At 37.3% G+C, this 18349-nt stretch carries 19 protein-coding genes and 1 pseudogene; 19 read left to right on the top strand and 1 reads right to left on the bottom strand.

Going from position 1 to position 18349, the window contains the following annotated elements; genetic code table 11:
* From AC6F34_RS00005 to AC6F34_RS00025, 5 genes and pseudogenes are all read left to right on the top strand, one after another.
* A pseudogene (locus AC6F34_RS00005) lies at positions 1-1173 on the top strand (collagen-like protein); the annotation flags it as partial.
* Between the two features lie 375 nt (positions 1174-1548).
* Positions 1549-1881 carry a zinc ribbon domain-containing protein YjdM gene (locus AC6F34_RS00010; protein ID WP_500767687.1) on the top strand — a complete coding sequence of 111 codons (333 nt, stop codon included), beginning with the start codon at positions 1549-1551 and terminating at the stop codon, positions 1879-1881.
* 59 nt (positions 1882-1940) lie between these two features.
* Positions 1941-2468 carry a GNAT family N-acetyltransferase gene (locus AC6F34_RS00015; RefSeq protein ID WP_500767689.1) on the top strand — a complete coding sequence of 176 codons (528 nt, stop codon included), beginning with the start codon at positions 1941-1943 and terminating at the stop codon, positions 2466-2468.
* Between the two features lie 11 nt (positions 2469-2479).
* On the top strand, positions 2480-2869 hold the full coding sequence (locus AC6F34_RS00020) for a VOC family protein (protein ID WP_500770064.1): 390 nt from the start codon (positions 2480-2482) through the stop codon (positions 2867-2869).
* 117 nt (positions 2870-2986) lie between these two features.
* Positions 2987-3625, top strand: a complete 639-nt coding sequence (locus tag AC6F34_RS00025; RefSeq protein ID WP_500767691.1) for an alpha/beta family hydrolase — start codon at positions 2987-2989, stop codon at positions 3623-3625.
* Between the two features lie 303 nt (positions 3626-3928).
* Here AC6F34_RS00025 and AC6F34_RS00030 read toward each other — a convergent pair whose 3' ends face one another.
* Complete coding sequence (locus AC6F34_RS00030) at positions 3929-6373, bottom strand: ATP-binding cassette domain-containing protein (RefSeq protein WP_500767693.1); 2445 nt, start codon at positions 6371-6373, stop codon at positions 3929-3931.
* A gap of 154 nt (positions 6374-6527) precedes the next feature.
* Here AC6F34_RS00030 and AC6F34_RS00035 point away from each other — a divergent pair, with 154 nt between their 5' ends.
* The 14 genes from AC6F34_RS00035 (at position 6528) to AC6F34_RS00100 (ending at position 18226) form a co-directional block, all read left to right on the top strand.
* Positions 6528-7268, top strand: a complete 741-nt coding sequence (locus AC6F34_RS00035) for a MerR family transcriptional regulator (protein ID WP_500767694.1) — start codon at positions 6528-6530, stop codon at positions 7266-7268.
* Positions 7265-7396, top strand: a complete 132-nt coding sequence (locus AC6F34_RS00040) for a hypothetical protein (RefSeq protein WP_500767696.1) — start codon at positions 7265-7267, stop codon at positions 7394-7396. The genes AC6F34_RS00035 and AC6F34_RS00040 overlap by 4 nt, the downstream gene beginning before the upstream one ends.
* Positions 7397-7605: 209 nt before the next feature.
* Positions 7606-8793: an MDR family MFS transporter gene (locus tag AC6F34_RS00045; protein ID WP_500767698.1), complete on the top strand. Its 1188-nt coding sequence runs from the start codon at positions 7606-7608 to the stop codon at positions 8791-8793.
* Positions 8794-9049: 256 nt separating this feature from the next.
* Positions 9050-9250, top strand: a complete 201-nt coding sequence (locus AC6F34_RS00050; RefSeq protein WP_500767700.1) for a hypothetical protein — start codon at positions 9050-9052, stop codon at positions 9248-9250.
* Positions 9251-9313: 63 nt separating this feature from the next.
* Entirely contained in the window at positions 9314-9772 is a 459-nt protein-coding gene (locus tag AC6F34_RS00055; RefSeq protein WP_500767702.1) for an HIT family protein, read from the top strand.
* Positions 9759-10535: a PP2C family serine/threonine-protein phosphatase gene (locus AC6F34_RS00060; protein ID WP_500767704.1), complete on the top strand. Its 777-nt coding sequence runs from the start codon at positions 9759-9761 to the stop codon at positions 10533-10535. The genes AC6F34_RS00055 and AC6F34_RS00060 overlap by 14 nt, the downstream gene beginning before the upstream one ends.
* A 102-nt stretch (positions 10536-10637) precedes the next feature.
* Complete coding sequence (locus tag AC6F34_RS00065; RefSeq protein WP_500767706.1) at positions 10638-11141, top strand: GNAT family N-acetyltransferase; 504 nt, start codon at positions 10638-10640, stop codon at positions 11139-11141.
* Positions 11138-11887, top strand: a complete 750-nt coding sequence (locus tag AC6F34_RS00070; protein ID WP_500767708.1) for an alpha/beta fold hydrolase — start codon at positions 11138-11140, stop codon at positions 11885-11887. Before AC6F34_RS00065 ends, AC6F34_RS00070 begins: the two co-directional genes overlap by 4 nt.
* Positions 11887-12732, top strand: a complete 846-nt coding sequence (locus tag AC6F34_RS00075; protein WP_500767710.1) for a hypothetical protein — start codon at positions 11887-11889, stop codon at positions 12730-12732. The genes AC6F34_RS00070 and AC6F34_RS00075 overlap by 1 nt, the downstream gene beginning before the upstream one ends.
* Positions 12733-13494: 762 nt before the next feature.
* A complete protein-coding gene (locus tag AC6F34_RS00080) occupies positions 13495-13776 on the top strand; it encodes a hypothetical protein (RefSeq protein ID WP_500767712.1) in 282 nt (93 codons plus the stop codon).
* 289 nt (positions 13777-14065) lie between these two features.
* On the top strand, positions 14066-14209 hold the full coding sequence (locus AC6F34_RS00085) for a hypothetical protein (RefSeq protein WP_500767714.1): 144 nt from the start codon (positions 14066-14068) through the stop codon (positions 14207-14209).
* Positions 14210-14248: 39 nt separating this feature from the next.
* Positions 14249-15022, top strand: a complete 774-nt coding sequence (locus AC6F34_RS00090) for a Cof-type HAD-IIB family hydrolase (RefSeq protein WP_500767715.1) — start codon at positions 14249-14251, stop codon at positions 15020-15022.
* A gap of 18 nt (positions 15023-15040) precedes the next feature.
* Entirely contained in the window at positions 15041-15340 is a 300-nt protein-coding gene (locus AC6F34_RS00095) for a hypothetical protein (protein ID WP_500767717.1), read from the top strand.
* Positions 15341-15853: 513 nt separating this feature from the next.
* Positions 15854-18226: a penicillin acylase family protein gene (locus AC6F34_RS00100; RefSeq protein WP_500767719.1), complete on the top strand. Its 2373-nt coding sequence runs from the start codon at positions 15854-15856 to the stop codon at positions 18224-18226.
* Positions 18227-18349: the final 123 nt, after the last annotated feature.

Genomic DNA, 18349 nt, shown 5'->3' on the forward strand with positions numbered 1-18349 from the left:
GGAGCGACAGGAATTCAAGGAGTAACCGGTCCAACAGGAGCAACGGGAATCCAAGGAGTGACCGGCCCGACGGGAGCCACCGGAATACAGGGTGTAACGGGCCCAACGGGAGCGACGGGAATCCAAGGAGTAACGGGTCCAACTGGAGCGACGGGAATACAGGGTGTAACCGGCCCAACCGGTGCGACCGGAATACAGGGTGAAACGGGTCCAACCGGAGCCACGGGAGCAACAGGAACCGCCGGAGCCACGGGAGCAACAGGAGCAACAGGAACTGCAGGAACCGCAGGAGCCACAGGAGCCACGGGAGCAACAGGAGCAACAGGAACTGCAGGAACCGCAGGAGCCACAGGAGCCACGGGAGCGACAGGAGCAACAGGAACTGCAGGAACCGCTGGAGCCACGGGAGCCACGGGAGCAACAGGAACTGCAGGAACCGCAGGAGCCACAGGAGCCACGGGAGCGACAGGAGCAACAGGAACTGCAGGAACCGCTGGAGCCACGGGAGCCACGGGAGCAACAGGAACTGCAGGAACCGCAGGAGCCACAGGAGCCACGGGAGCGACAGGAGCAACAGGAACTGCAGGAACCGCTGGAGCCACGGGAGCAACAGGAGCAACAGGAACTGCAGGAACCGCCGGAGCGACAGGAGCAACAGGAGCCACCGGGGCTACGGGGCCATCATTTGGTAGCGTTGGATTTTCTGCTCTTACAAATTTAACTGGGGTTAGTGCAAGTACACAGCTAACGAACTGGACCGTATCATCACCTAGAATTGGTAGTGTTAACTTTAATCCAGTAACCGGAAATTTCACAGTTCCAACTACTGGTCGATACTCAATTAAAGCAACAATCAACTATCAGACAACAGCAGCACTTTCAGTTCAATTAGGTGGAGCAATAAACCCTACATTTGAAGTAAGGCGTACATCGCCTCAAACTACAACATTGGTTACGGGATTATTTCCAATCTTAGATGTTTCAATCGCGCTTTTACTAACCTTGAGAGTTATATTAGGTAGTGGTACCGTTACACTAGGTACAAATGTTGCACTGAATGCCGGTGATGTCATAGGTCTCTTTTACAATGCAAACGGTTTGACGGTCAACTTAAATCTCGGTGGAACAGGTTCACAAGGAATATTTTGGTCAATTCATCAAATCGCTATCTGATTTTCGAAAGATGCTTTAGTATAGAGATTTGAGAATAAATATGCAGATTGCTATATAGTTTTTTCAGAATGTAATATCAGTAATAGATCAAAAGAAAAGGCTAGATTCTAGCCTTTTCTTTTTTATTTGTTGTATCATCCAATAAAAAACCAATAAAAAAATTAGTAAGTTATTTTGCAATGATAATTTTCGAATGATTAAAAAGAGCGATTCTGAAAAGCCTTATTAATTACTAACCAGTTTTTTCTAATATATAGTAAATGGGTTTTATGAGTTTTATGATTTTTATATTAATGAAAATTTTGTTTTATCATGGTTGTTATTGTTAGTAGAATATGACAAGATGACTAATATAAATAGAGTGGAGTGAATCAAATGTCTAACTTGCCAAGTTGTCCAAAATGCCAATCAGAATACACATATGAAGATGGGTCATTGATGATATGTCCAGAATGTGCCTATGAATGGTCACCATCTCAAGATTTCGAAGATGAAAGTGTTGTTAAAGATTCAAATGGAAATATATTAAGTGATGGAGATACAATTACGATCATAAAAGATCTAAAAGTAAAGGGGAGCTCCAACTCATTAAAAATTGGTACAAAAGTGAAGAATATTAGACTTGTTGATGGAGATCATGACATAGAATGCAAAATAGATGGATTTGGAGCAATGAAGCTAAAATCTGAATTTGTTAAAAAAGTATAACTAATAAAAGTTGTCTTAAATAAAGGACAGCTTCTTCGCTATGAGGGGAGGTATCAGAATTGCGTTTATATTTAAGAGAGATACAAAGTTCCGATTATCAACAAATGTTTCATGCTGTCCAAAATGAAGAGATTCGAAATATGACTGGTACAATCGTACATTTTACACTTGATATGATTGAACGTGCTTACAGGCGTTTTTCGGAAGATGATTCTCGCTATGATTTCGCTATTTGTTTAACAGAAACAGATGAGCTTATCGGAGATTTAGCAATTTTAGAAATCGAAGAGGAGCATGAAAAAGCAGGCTTTCGGATTGCTCTTCATGACCCAGCAATATTCAACAAAGGCTATGGTACAGAGGCAGTTAAGTTAGCTGTTCAATACGCATTTGAAAAGTTAAAACTAAACCGCCTTCAGCTTGAAGTGTACGGTCATAATAGCCGAGGGATCCGCTCATATGAAAAAGTGGGTTTTAAGCAAGAAGGGGTTTTAAGGCAATCTGTGAAACTTAATGGAAAGTTTGAAGATGAAATCATCATGGCAATTATTCGTGAAGACTATGAAAATATGGGGGGATTTAATTGAGTCAAAGGGGAATGATTCATCATCTTGAATTATATGTTTCTGACTTAGAAAAATCCTCGTCTTTTTGGGGCTGGTTTCTTGGGGAGTTAGAATATGAACCTTATCAAAAATGGGAAAAGGGGATTAGTTTTAAACTAGGAAATACATATATTGTTTTAGTACAAGCTGATCATGAATTTTTAGAACCGTCGTATCATCGCCGTAGAGTAGGTATGAATCATCTTGCCTTCCATGCTGATTCAAAAATTGAAGTTGATTCTATGACAGATAAGCTGCGTAGTAAAGGTGTGCAAATTTTATATGAAGAGCGCCATCCGTATGCAGGGGGTCCTGAACATTATGCTGTTTACTTTGAAGATCCTGATCGAATAAAAGTAGAGCTTGTTGCACCGTCTAACTAGATGTGAAGAGACCGTCGATTATTTTCCAGGACATTCTTCTCATTTGAAAGACGATTGCCCTTCATGTATTAAAGTAAGCAGCTTGGCTATTAATTTAAAGTGAAATGGGGAATTCCATTGATAACCGTTCAATCCAATACAATGAAAGGCTATAAAGAATACGAACTTCAATTTTCATTGTTTAAAATAGAAGAGAATTCTAAAAAACTAGCAATCATTCTTCCAGGTTTAGGGTATACTGCACAAGCACCACTTCTTCATTACTCGACAGGAGTTATGTTAAAGAAATCTTTTGATGTATTACAAGTCAATTATCAGTATAATAACAGAAATTATGAAGATTTAAATGAAGTTAGCTCTGCTATTAAGTTCGATGTGAAAGCAGTTTTGGATCATGTTTTATCTGAGTATTCGTATGAAAACTTCTATATCATTGGAAAATCTCTTGGAACGGTTGCGATGAGTTCAGAGCTAAAGCGAGAAACGTTTAAGAATGCGAAAGCTATCTGGCTGACACCTTTGATTCAAAGGGAGGATGTTTTTGAGGCAATGCTCTATAGCAAGAGTGAAGGGCTATGCATAATTGGAGACAAGGACCCTTGTTATAGAGAGGATAGGTTTGAGAAAGTAGAGAGTAACAAAAAAATAACAACAAAAATAATAGCAAATGTGAATCATAGTTTAGAATATGATGAAAATGTTGTTGCTTCTATTGATGTTCTAAAAGAAGTAATGAAGGACATTGAGAGTTTTTAATTTTATAAAATTCTATTTTCTAGGAATAAAAAGGAATGATTTTCCGAAAAAGACGAAAAAACAGCCGGTATCTACCAGCTGTTGATATTGTAGACAAAGTCGTTTCCGACTTTGTCTACATATGACATGTTAATAATATGAGAAACCCACAGACTGTCTTGAAACACTTGTCAGACTAGGCGTGCAGTCAAATGAAGATCCGAATTGAACACACGGTTCATGAGGGGACTTTGATGCCAAACAACGATGTATGCATGCGTTTGTCAACAGTCTTAACAGCCGGTATCTACCAGCTTTTTTCATTTATTTGAGCATGGCCAGTTTAGTCGGTGTGTTCGGGCCCGTCATTAATTGTTCGAATGTGCCTGAGAAGATCAGTTCTCCACCATCGAGTCCGCCTTTAGGGCCAAGTTCGATCAAGTAGTCCGCAGAGGCGACGACATCTAGGTTATGTTCAATTAATAATATCGTGTTCTTCTTATCAATTAATTTTTGAATGAGTTTCATAAAAATGTCAATGTCGATAGGGTGAAGGCCAGTTGTGGGCTCGTCCATTAGATAAAGCATGTTTTCGTTTTGATCATTCATAAGAATGGATGCTAAACGGAGACGCTGCAGCTCTCCACCAGACAATGTGGATAGCGATTGTCCGATTGTTAAATAGCCTAAACCAACTTCTTGAAGGATTTGTAAGTGAGCAAAAATCTTTCTTTGCTTTAAGAATATATCCATTGCTTCTTCAACTGATAAATCCAAAACATCATTGATGTTTCGACCATCAAAATGAATGTTTAATATATTCTCCTCATAGCGACTTCCTTGACATGTTGGGCATTTCACTTCTACATCTTGGAAAAACAACAGGTTATTTGATACGACGCCTAAGCCTTGACAGTTTTCACACCGACCACCTTTAGAGTTAAATGAGAACTCCTTTGCAGTCACTCCAGCTTCTTTCGCGTCAGGAAGTTTTCCAAACAGCGTTCGAATTTGGTCAAAAAGCTTAGAGAAGGTTGCCACAGTAGATCGTCGATTTCTTGAACCGGCTCCTTGCTTTAACGTAACAATCTCCGAAAACGCATCAAGTCCAGTTACATAGTTTGAGTCCCCTTTAGCAATCGTTTCAAAAAGCAAGCTCGATTTACCAGATCCGGAAACACCGCTAATGACAGTTAATGCATTCTTTGGAACCTTGACTTCGATGTTTTTTAAGTTGTTCGCATTTGCGTTTTTAACAATGATGCCATCATTACTTATTGCACGATAATGTCTAACTGGTGGCTTGTCATAAGCTAAATACTGTCCTGTAATGGAGTTTGGATTTTGCAATAGATCCTCATAAATCCCTGATGCAATCATTTTCCCACCGTTTTTGCCAGCGCCTGGCCCCATATCAATGATATAGTCTGCTTGTTTCATCACATCTGTGTCATGCTCAATGACAACAACCGTATTACCTAAATCTCTTAAATCTTTCATTACTTCAATAATCCCATCCGTATCGGAAGAATGCAAACCAACTGTTGGTTCATCGAGAATATAGAGGAGGCCAATCATCTCCGAATCAAGTGTTGCTGCCAAACGAATTCTTTGTGCTTCACCACCAGATAATGTAATATATTGACGATCAAGGGTTAAGTATCCAAGTCCAATTTTAATGATACGTTTCGTTTTTGTATCGATATCGTCAAAGTAGTTTTTAACGAGTGGATAGGCGTCTTCTGGTGTGAGCTGTCTTGCAGCATGCATCCAACTTTGTAATTGTTCTAAATTCATTTTGCTTAGTTCAGGAATCCGCTTGTTTGCAACATGGACATTTCTACTTAATGAATTCAGCTTTTCACCATGGCAATCAGTGCAATTAGTCGTTTTGAAAAATGGTTCTAAATCTGCTGTTAGTCCGCCTTTTTCCTTGAATTTGTTCCAAAGATACGTATTTACACCTTCAAATCGTCCAGCAGAAACCGTTTTCGGGATTAACTTTTTGTCAAATTTTTCTTCAAATAAGCTTGATGAAATGCCGTTCTTTAATAATCCGAGCTGCTCTTTTGAATACTCGGCTAGCTTTACCCTATTCGGAATCGGTAGTTTCACTGCTTTTAATAGACTGTAATAGCATTGAATTTGATAGTCTTTGTATGATTTTGACCATAAAGCCACAGAGTGGTCTTCCTCTAATGATTTATCCATACTGTATAATGCCGCTTCGTTCAATTGCATTAACTCTCCTAAGCCTTTACAAGCCGGACATGCACCTTCTTTTTTGTTAAAAGAAAAATGTGCCCTCGTCAGCTTCTCCATTTTATGATCGCAATGGTTGCAGTATTGATCAATACGAAAACCTGTATCTGTCTTAACAAATTCTTCTTTGCAATGATGGGAGGAAATTGGTTTATGGCAGTTTGGACATTCTCGGACCCCAAGCTTTTCATAAATCATTCTTAAACTCGTATATAGGTTTGTTTTTGTGCCAAGGGTAGATCGTGGATTCTTATTCTGATCTTCTTGAGAAATAAGAATGGATGGTGATAGGTTTTTGACTTGTTCAACATCCGGCTTTGGAATTCCTTGAAACGCCATTGCCTCAAGATATTGTCTTTGTGATTCCATATAAAGGACGTCTTTTACAAGAGTCGATTTTCCTGAACCGGATAAGCCTGTTATAACAACAAGCTGGTTTCTTGGGATTTTTACATCAATGTTTTTTAAATTCTTTTCTTTTGCACCATATATTTCAATATTTTGCATAAGTTCACTCCTTTTTTTCGATATACTACTACTATACAACTTTGATGCAATATTTCAGTTTTGAAGAATAGAACCTTTTTAAATTGAGGAAAACCTATACATAAAAGCAATGTAACAGATGAAGGTTTTACTTTAAGGATGGTGCAAGTAAAGTATGAACTACTCGTCAAAAGAGATGACTGAATTGATTGGAGTCAGCAATACCACGTTAAGAAAGTATGAAACATTAAAGCTAATACCACCTGTGAATAGAAGTAAAGGTGGGCATAGAACGTATGAACAAGTACATGTGTACGCATTTAAAGCAATTCGAGCTCTTATACATGCATATGGAACGTATATTATGCAAGCGTTAATGAAAAAAGCAATGTTGAATGAACGAATGGAGGCGTATTGGATTTTAGCAAAAGAACAATCAAAGCTTGTGAAAGAAAGAGAGTTTATCTCATACAATTTAAAACTTGTGATGAACATGGAAACGGAGCTAACCGATGAATCATTTAAGGATCTCCATATTGGTGAATTGGCTAAAATCGCAAATGTGAAAACCTCTGCCATTCGGCATTGGGAGAATGTAGGTCTAATTGAAAGCGATCGCGAGGAAAATAATGGCTATCGGGTTTACAATCGCAAGCAAATTCGTAACGTCTTATTGATTAGTAGTTTGAGGAAATCTGTTTACTTACTTGAACAGCTCCACGATATTCTAGCATTGGCAGAAGATCAAGGATTTAATCAAATTCAGCAACAATTTTCTATTGCAACAAAAAGACTTGACGACCATGTAGAGAAGCAATTTGCATCGAATGCTGCTTATTTCATTTATTTAAATGCTTTAGAAGGAAAGCCTGGTGACTTCGTGGAATATAGTGGAAATGGGGGTGCGTTGAAATGAAAGAAATCAATGCATATATGTGGATTGCATGGACATTCAGATTAATAAGTATTTTATACGGTTGGATTCAATCATGGGAAGGCCTAACCTCTGAATTCAATTTAACCGCTGTTTTAATTCGAAAATAAGTATTCACTATAGCTGGATTTATTTTACTCTTTGTAGGTCTAATTTTAAAATCAATGAAAAAATACATTGCAATGATAGAACTATATACGTATGAGGGGAAGAAAAGATTTTAACCATTACTGCTGGAGTCAATGTATGAACTTCATCGATATACTAGTTAGACTCGAATGAAGGTTGAAATCACTACATAGAATCTAGGTGCTAATACATGATGAGGTTAAAGAAAAAGTTCCCACCATTTTCATACCATGTTTGGATGATTTTGTTCATTTATTTTGTTATTTGTTTTACGTTTTTTATGTTCGTTCCATATATTTCATTTTACTTTAGCGATGTCGTAGGATATTCGATTAGTTTAGTTGGGACGATACTAGCAATACGAATTGTTAGTCAACAGGGATTTGCTGTGTTTGGCGGCTTTCTTGCCGACCGATTTGGCTATAAACAAGTAGCCACAATCGGGTTCCTCGTTCGTGGCATTGGTTTTATTGGAATGGGATTTATGGTAGAGCCCATGCTTGTGATTCTGTTTGCAATGCTTTCTGGATTTGGAGGAGCTCTCTTTAATCCGGCCATTCGTGCATCGATTACAGCTTTTACGCCACAGGAAAGGCATAAAGAAGCCTTTGCTTATATGAATGTTGTTGAAAATGCAGGAACTGTTCTTGGGCCAGTTGTAGGGATACTTTTATACGGTGTTCAATTTGAAATACTATCATTGATTGCAGGTGGATCGTTTTTTATTATCAGCTTACTATTTTTAAAGACTCCTAAAATTCCTGTAAAGCAAACAACAAGCTCATGGTTGCAAGAAACGGTAGTCATTCTAAAAAATAAGACGTTTATGCTACTGATCGTTTGTATGATGCCTTATTATTTTGTAATCCAACAGCTGTATTTAACGTTGCCATTAGAAGCGGTTGCAGTAACTGGTAATGCTAGTTGGATCTTTCCATTTGTAACGATCGTTATCATTATCTTCCAAATCAAATTAACAAAAATGACGGAGAGACGTAGTGTTAAGAGTGTTTTTATAGTTGGTTATATTACCCTGACGTTATTATTCATCCCGTTAACTTTTTACAGTCATTTTGTAACGATACTCCTAGCTCTATTAGGAATTGCGATCGCTACGATGCTTTTAACACCAACATTTTTTACTTACTCTGTTAAGATCGCCCCAAGTCATCTCATCGCCGCATATTTTGGATTTGCAAATATGGCAATGGCTATTGGAGGTTCATTAGGGAATGTCTTAGGCGGGGTGTTAAAGGATGGCTTTCAAACGTTAGGTGTGCCTAACCTCTATTGGATTATATTAAGCATCATCTGTATCTTACCAGTGTTTATTTTACGAAAGGTGAACCTACAAATTGACGAGGGATTAGGTAGGTAAAAGGAGCATAATGAAACGTAGGTATGCTTCTGTCTAGCTCTTGGAAGTATTTTAGATTAGCTCTGTTGAAACAATTGCTTGAAAGTCAATGGAAGGCATTTCACTTGGATAAAATGTTCCATTCTCAATATACGTACCGTATTAGAATATGTGAAAAGAAATAGGATTGAATAAATTAGGATTTTATGCCTATAAAAAGGAAATGTTTAGAATTTGTCGAAAAAAGTAGACAGAGTGAAAGAAATGGGGGGGAAGAATGCTTTCAATAGAAGATATTTTATACTTATTCTTCCTTTTTGTTTTTTGGTGGGCGGTTTCACTTGGTTTCCAACGAATCATGAATCGATATCCTAGAGTCAACTCATTTAAAAAAGATGTAATCATTACAGGTATCTGGAGTTTCGTCATATTAGTAACCATTGTGATTTTCTATATATATAAGAATGGAAGTGCATGATTGGGATCGGCTGAAATTGAGAGAAAATCTGTCAATAAATTCTTAAAAAGGAGAAGAATGAAAATGGATGATTGTTTTATTTGCAATAAGCATCAAGGTATAAGTCCAGCTTCAGAATTCAAAGTATTTGAAAACGATTGTATCTACATTAGTCATATCTTCCACGGTGAAGAAACTCAATATATAGGACATGTCATGATTGATTTAAAAAGGCATGTGCCTACTTTAGCTGACATGATGATAGATGAGGCAAAAGAAATGGGTATGGCAATAAGCAGATTAAGTAAGGCACTAGTCATCACTGAAGGAGCTGAGCATATTTATTCATTTGTGCAAGGGGATGCAGTTCCTCATTTACATATGCATGTAGTCGCGCGATATCCAGGGACACCTAAAGAATATTGGGGTCCGAACGCTGTCTATAATTGGGAAGAAGCACCTAAGGGTGGAAAAGCAGAAATAGTAAAGTTTTGCACACGACTACAAAAGGTTTTGGAAGAACTATATGATGAAGGCATTTAGTTGGCACGGTGGTATAAACACATATACGGACGAACCTCATCTTGAGATGCTTGAGCATGTGACGATTGGATTATATGGTGGTGCTGGTAAGAAAAATGAGGACGGGTGTCTCTGTTGGGTAGATCAAAAACAAGATTGGGAATTTGTAATTGTTCTAGATGCACATGATAGCGTGGATAGTACTGTATATGTTATACAAGCATTTGAGGAGAGGAGAAGGGACTTTCTTGAAGCATTTTCTTCTAGTCAACCTTTTGAAAAAGTTCACTCAAACATTTTCAACCTTTTAAACTCGGCATCATTCCTAAATGGTAGCAAGGAGCTCCAAGGTGAAACCTCCTGCTTAATCGTTTTTCGTAAAGGGAAGTTTGTTTATTGGTTTTCAATTGGTGATTGCCAACTATACCTTTTTCAAAAAGAGTATGTCGAAATGAACCAATTCGAAGTGAATGCGCGTAGCTTCTATGAATGGATTGGAAAAAATAGCGCTTTTTTAAATGGGGTACCATGTTTTAGCCATGGTGTAAAAGAACTGCGCAAAGGAAGAAATGATCTATTAGTCACAACAGATGGATTAATCGAATGTCCGAATGAACCATTTGTTCATTCACATTCATTATATAAGGCTGTTAGACGAGAGCAACCAATTAAGTCCATATTAAATACAATTATGAAGAATCAAGTCATCGATTCGACAACAATCATCAGCTGGCATGTTCAAATAGACGAAGAAGGAACAATGCCAGGAGATCAACATCGATAGAAGGTTCATAATCCGCTCGTTTCAACGATAATAAGGAAGGGAAGGTTGATATAGAAATAGACTAATAATTTCCCTAGTTTCTTAGTGAGAGGAGCCAATGGTATGAAGATCAATTTAATTGAAGCAAACGATGAGATTCTTCAATCTGTCGCAAGTCTATATAAAATGGTATGGGATTCGTCAGACTTAGATTTATATGAAAGAATAAAGCGACACGCGACTTATTCAGGATTTCGAATTGTGACGGCAGTAAAAAGTGGGGCAATCATTGGGTTTGCCTATGGGTATCAATCTGAAACCGGTCAGTACTATCGTACATTAATTGAGAATAACTTAAGTAATGAAGTGAAAGATAAATGGCTTCATGACTGCTTTGAAGTAGTTGAGATTGCTGTCCATCCATTTCATCGTAAAAAAGGTGTAGCCAAAGCAATGCTTGCTGAATTGCTATCAGGTGTTTCTTCAAAAACCGCTTTATTAACTACGCAAGTAGATAATGTTCCAGCACGGACTTTTTATGAAGGAGAAAAATGGGAAGTTATAAAAGAACCTTTTTATCCGAATAGTGATCATGCTTACGTCATCATGGGAAGAAGCTTTTTATGAAGATGACATTGCATTATAAAGAGTATCATTCAGATGAAAGCCCACTCATCGTACTATTACATGGTGGCGGTGTAGCAGGCTGGATGTGGGATGAACAAGTTCCGCTATTGAAGAAAGCACATTTACTCATACCCGATCTTCCGGCACATGGAAATAGCCGATCAATTGACTTTACAATCCATGAGGCTGCCCAGCTTATACTTCAACTTATCCGTGATAAGAAAGAAGATAAGAAAGTAGTTGTTGTTGGATTTTCTCTAGGTGCTCAAGTGCTGTGGGAAATGCTTTCTATCGAGCATGCCTTAATTGATGTTGCCATGATCAACAGTGCGCTCACTGAAAAAATCCCATTCGGAAACTTAGCGGCTAAAATGATGGCCTCGATGTATCCTTTAGTAAAAAATAAATCATTTGCAAAGAAGCAAGCACAAGCATTATTCATTCGTGAGCACCAGTTTGAACAGTATTACGAAGAATCAACCCTGATTGGTAAAAAGAGATTTAAAGAGATTATGGTGGAAAATGTAGCTTTTACTCTACCAATTATTGAAAATATAAAAACGAAACTCTTTTTAACGGTAGGTGAAAATGAAAATACATATATGCTTAGAAGTTACAAGCAAGCACTACAACAATACCCACAAAGCCAAGGAGTAATCATTCCGAACGCTGCACATGGATTTATGCTTCAAGACCCAAAAGGATTTGCAGAACTTTTAGAAAAGGAGATATTAGGGGAAATTTAATGAAGAAGCAGTTTATTTATGGAGGAATTTGGCTTCTTGGGTTTTTATTTCTTTTAGAAACGCTGCTGCCATATTTAGAAAGAGCTAAAATTGAGGGTGGGCAGTTTTTTGATTACGGTCTATACTTTATAAAAAATACAATCTGGATGTTTGTTCTAGGTTTGTATATATCAATACTTTTCATTCGAAACTTTAAACCTTCAATGAATTTGAAAGTGCTCATAATTGTGGCTTTCCCTTCAATATGTATTGCTCTAATCCCGATTATCATGGTTTATTTTCAGAAAGTGCCGCGTTTCTTTTCCTATCAAACGATCACAGAAATGTCTAGCTTTATGAGTGCTCTAAGTGGAATTGCTTTCATGTTTGCAATCTTTAAAGGCGAAAATAGAAGCAGAAGCGTCTGGCTAAGATTTGGAACTGGTATCGTCTGGCTTATTGGATTAATACTCATGATCGAATATGGAACACAGTATGTGCATGAGCATCAACTACAAATGAACAGTAACTTTGAGATGTATAATGTTTTTGCACGATATGTTATTGTGTTGATCATTGTTGGTATCTTTACTTCACTAATGTTTATTCAATCATTCAAATGGAAACCAAATTTTGCTAGTTTGATTTGCGTTGCACTCTCGATTATGATTATCTCGATTATCCCTATATACATTGGAACAGGAAGCATCGCGCCTAGCTTGTTTTCATTAGAAGTATATATTAGTGGAATTAAATTCATGGGTGCAATTGCAGGACTAACAATAATGTTAAGTTTATTTAGCGATAAGAAAAATGATCAAGTGAAGATGAAGATGGAGAAAGAAGTTATTGAAAACAAAGGATGATGACAAACGAAACAACACTACATCGGACAACAATCTTTATTAAAATACGTGTTGAATAGGCATTTATCACATGTTTCGAATATTTGAATACAATAAATATATACTCAACTGTCACAGGAGGAACAAATGAAGACAAACAACACAGTTGAAATCGAAGAGGCTTTTAAGACTTATATTGGGTGATTGTTTACTCTTGGTGGTTCTGCCCTGTTTCTGATTGGTTCGATTATTGCTGCTGTTGAAGCTTATCAAACATATACGAGATTGCTGAACAATGATTGACCTTTTCAATGTTGAAAGAGTTAGACTGTAGACAAACTAGAAAGTTTAGTTTGTCTACGGTCTTTTTTGATTAGAAGAATGGAAGAAAGATGTTGATTATCGCTAAAGATGAATGCTTTTCGTGGGCATGGCGTGAGACGGAGCGTCGCTAACACGACCCTTCAAGTCTCACTTGCCCCGCTTTTCTGGTAGACAAGGGATGCGTTGGAAGAGTGCACCACACGCAGTAAATGCAGAGAATTTTCAAGGAGTTCTCTCCTCTTGCTCTAATCCATCTAATTTGGACTTTATTATGTTGCAAGTTGACCAAATACCCTTATGTAGAACACCTCTATTAAATGTTGGAAAGACAATATAATGATTACGCTGTTTTATTTTAGATGACGTTCATTCAATAAATGTTTGGCTTTCAAATGGGTTTTTGTATATTTGGCGATTTCAGGGAAATAATCATACTAATTGATAAAAGGGGGAGCAACCTTGGAAAGTTTTCCAACCATTCATACGAACTTATGGGATGCTGTCATTGCTATACCATTGGTTGTTATTATCGTGCAAGTTATGAAACTCACTTTGCCTATTCGAAAATCGTATATACCAATGATTGCTACACTAATTGGTCTAATCATATCAATCTTTATTTCGCATCGACATAATTTACCTGCTGGACTATTCATGGGAGTTATTTATGGAAACGCGGCTGTTGGTGTTTATGCTGCATTGAAGACGCAATTGCTACAATATCGAAATGGAAAGCAATAAGTCTATTCTACATGATTAAATACATACATTAATTTGAACTTTGAATGTAATCGCACCAAAAAATCGTTGTTATTAAAGAATGAGCCGAAGAGGATAAATGATCATTTTCACTTGTAATTAATTTACCTCACTATATCTCTTATCGTTCTTGAAGACATGGGTGTGTCAATTATCTAACTGCAATTTATATTAGCGCGATCAAATCAATCGTTCTAATGGATAAGTATGGATAAATCTTATTACATATGATACCGTATCAATAACTGAGAGATGAAATGGGGGAACATTTATGAACATTTTCACGGATCGCGCAGAAGGGCATGAGTGGATGCTTATACTTGTTGTTATTTGTTCAGTACTTACTTTCAAAAAGATTAAAAGGCTTGAGCGTTATAAGAAGAAACTACATAGTCAATTCGATCCATTTAAATAAAGAGATTCTTGATCATTTTAGAAAGTGTGCTGAAATTTTATGAATTATAAAGCTGTGTTTTTTGATGTGGATGGAACATTATGTAATGAAATGGATGGTACGATATCTGATCAAACAAAACATGCAATTGATCAACTTTTGCGTAAAGGGATGAAAGTTATTGCAGCGACTGGAAGGCCCCTTTCGATGTGCAATGAACTTAAAAAGCTTGGGGTTGAGACATTTATAACAGCGAATGGAGCATACGTAAAGCATCAAAGAGAAGTGATTCATAAGGTGTCGTTTAATCGTCATTACCTTGAACAAATTTATAAATTTGCAAAAACCGAGAGAAATGGCTTATCTTTTTATACTGAGGATTTCTATATGAATGGTGTCGATGATAATCATATAAGACAGGCAATCCTCGATACATTATCTCTAAGTGAATATCCGAAATCAATCGAATTCGATCAGTTGAAAGATGTGTATCTGCTTTGTTTATTTGCTGAGGATAAACAAGTAGAAAAGTATATTAACAAATTTCCAGAATTACAGTTTAAAAGATGGCATCCATATGTTTTAAATGTACTCCACGAAGATGTATCTAAGTCACTTGCAATCATAAAAACACTCGAATTCTTTCAAATTAAACCTGAAGAAGCGATCGCATTTGGTGATGGCGATAATGATATTGACATGTTAGAGCTTGTAGGATTAGGGATTGCTATGGGAAACGGTACGAACTATGCTAAGAAAGCCGCACATTTTATAACAAAAAAAGCAAGTGAAGATGGAGTAGTGTATGCGTTAAAGGAATTTGCAATAGTCTAGACACTGGAGGGAGACGAGATGGGCAATTTAAACGTTGCTAGTTTAATACTTGGTCTAATAGCTTGGACTTTACCTGTCTTGAGTTTATTGAATCCAAAAAAAGAGAATCATAATTGGGCTCTATTCAGTTTAATTAGTTTGGGTGCTTGTGCGCTAGCTTTATGTTTTCAAATTATTTATCAGCATTTTTTAGTAACGATTGAAGACTGGTCGGCTTTAATGGACACTTCAGGTGCTCTTGTTACCGTGTCAAGTATTCTTATCATTTTTACCTTCGTTCTAAATACTGCCTGCTACATTATTTATCGAAAAAAATAGAAGGCATTTTTATGCCTTCTAGAGCTTTCCTTGCTTGATCCACATTATTACCCGAATGGTCCCAAACACACAAATACAGAATAAAGCGATGAACAAAGTCACCCAGTACGTAAACATCCTAACTGCTAGTAAACCTTCAACATTAACTATAATAACTCCCCTACTAAAAACATTCATGCAATATAAGAAAAAATTGAAGCAATCCAACCTGTTTTTAGTTTTATTCAATCATCACCCATTTCTTTCATACTTATTCTTTTTTGCATTCATTGTTTTTTAATTCTTGTATCTATGAATTCGTATATTAGTTGGAGCAATTTCTTTTAATTCCGTTAATAACCTTCAAAATATATAAAATTAAAATGATTTACAACTAAACCCTCCTATCGTTAATGCCTATCATACTTAAAAGTAAGTAATTTAATGATTTTGAATGAAGAAAATTAATAATGTAAATAGGGAAATGAGTGGTTGATAACGAATAGATAATAGGAACAAAGGGGGAAGGAAGAAATGGAAGCGATTGCAAAGAGACAGAAGAGGCCATTAAAAAAATGGGAGAAAGTTACGCTTTGGTCATTAGGAGCATTTATTTTACTCATAGGTATTGTCTTATTAGTAGCAAACCTATATGTGAATCGATCATTGCCAAAAATTTCAGGAGAAATCAGTTTAGCGGAACTCCAAGCACCTGTGTCGGTTATTCGTGATGAGGTGGGTGTTCCTCATATCAATGCAGAAAATGAGCATGATCTCTATGTAGCACAAGGGTATATACAAGCTCAGGATCGTCTTTTTCAAATGGATTTGAGTAGAAGACAGGCTTCCGGTACATTAGCTGAGGTCATTGGAGAGGCAGCAGTAGACAATGATAAATACTTTCGTACACTTGGCTTACGTAGAGCAGCAGTAGCATCTGCAGGCATATATTCTGATGAAGCGAAGACTGTGTTAGAAAACTTCGCTAAAGGTGTAAATTTATATATCGAAGAATTGCGAGGAAATGGCAAATGGCCAATAGAATTTACGATATTAGGCTATGAACCTGAAGAGTGGACGCCTGTTGATTCATTAACGATAGGAAAATACATGGCTTATGACCTTGGTGGTCATTGGGAAGCTCAAGTCTTTCGCTATTATTTGCTGCAAACTTTTTCTGAAGATTTAGCGTATGATTTATTTCCTGAATATCCAGATGATGCACCTTATATTGTTAGTAAAGAGGAGCTGGATTTAGAAAAAGCATTTGCTCAAGTGATTACACCTCATGAATTCAATGGAAGCAATAACTGGGTCGTTAGTGGGGATAAGACGGCAAGTGGAAAGCCATTATTAGCAGACGATCCACATTTAGGGTTATCTACACCTTCAATTTGGTACCAAATGCATCTTCAAAGTCCCGAAGTGAATGTGAGTGGAGTCATTTTTGCTGGAATACCTGGGATTATTTTAGGTCATAACGAACAAGTTGCATGGGGAGTTACGAATACTGGTCCAGATGTACAAGATGTATATATTGAGAAAAGAAATCCGGATAATCGTAGTCAATTTTTATACAATGACGAGTGGGAAGATGCACAAGTTATTCCAGAACCCATACGCGTAAAAGATGGTGAAACGGTTGATTATGATGTAACGATCACTAGGCATGGACCTGTCATTTCTGAGTTTGCCGCAGAAACAGGCAGCGACACGGTTCTATCTTTACAGTGGACAGCACTGCAAGCATCGGCAGAGTTAGAAGCCATTCTGCATATGAATAAAGCAACAAGTTGGGAAGAATTTGAAGTAGCATTGGAACATTTTGAGACACCTGCGCAGAATTTTGTTGTTGCAGATCAGTATGGGACAATCGCTTATAAAGCAAATGGAAAAATTCCAATTCGAAAAACAGGAGATGGACTCTTACCAGTACCGGGTTGGACGGATGAATATGAATGGATTGATTACATCCCATTCGATGAGCTTCCGAGAATCGTTAACCCAGATGAAGGATTCATTGCGACAGCGAATAATAAAGTTATAAGCGATGATTATCCTTATCATATTAGTCATAATTGGGCCCAGCCGTTTAGACAAATGCGAATTCAAGAAGTACTCCGTTCAAGCGATGAGTTAACAGCTGAAGATATGATGCAGTTGCAGATGGATGAAAAGAACTTGCATGCTGAGGAGTTTTTACCATCTTTCCAAGAGATGTTGGCTGGAATGAGTGGAGAACGGGAAGCGAAGGCATTAGAAATACTATCAAACTGGGAATATATTGATGCTGCTGATCAGTCAGCACCGTATATCTATCATTTGTGGATGAATAAAATCCGCGATGTGCTTTATGTTGATCAGATTCCTGAAGAAACATTAAAGCTTTTTAAAGGAGAAAAGTCTGCTATTGATCAATTGATTAGAAGAGCTTTGAATGGAGAAGAAGGACCATGGATTGAACAAGCAGGTGGACTTAAAACGGTTCTAGAAGAAGCGTTAAAAATTGCATTAGATGAAATAGAAGATCGAGAAGGAAGCAATCTTGAGAAATGGGAATGGGGAGACTTCCATCAAGTCTATTTTCCTCATCCGTTATCAAGCGTATCACCATTAAATTATTTGTTTAATTCTAAGGGGCAAATGGCAACGGGTGGGAGCCATATTACCGTAAAAGCAGCTGCATTTAGAGATACAGGTGTAGTAAACCATGGAGGCTCTTGGCGATTCGTTATAGACTTAGATAATCCATTAGAAGGGTACCATCTAGTAGGTCCAGGTCAATCTGGTCACTTCAAGAGCAAATGGTATCAAAATCAAATGGCTGATTGGGTGGATGGAAACTACCATCTCACGAAGCTTGAGAATCATGAAGGGAAGGAATTAAAGCTTTTACCAAAACAATAAACGAGCAAGAGGCAGACAGAAATGTCTGCCTTTTTTGAGGCCTGTCTGCAAAAAGCTGAATCTTTTAATTTGTTAAGTCCGTAAAAGTATAAAAATATAGTAGGATGGTGATTATATGCATGC

The sequence above is a fragment of the Niallia sp. CD-39 genome, from assembly GCF_059874745.1.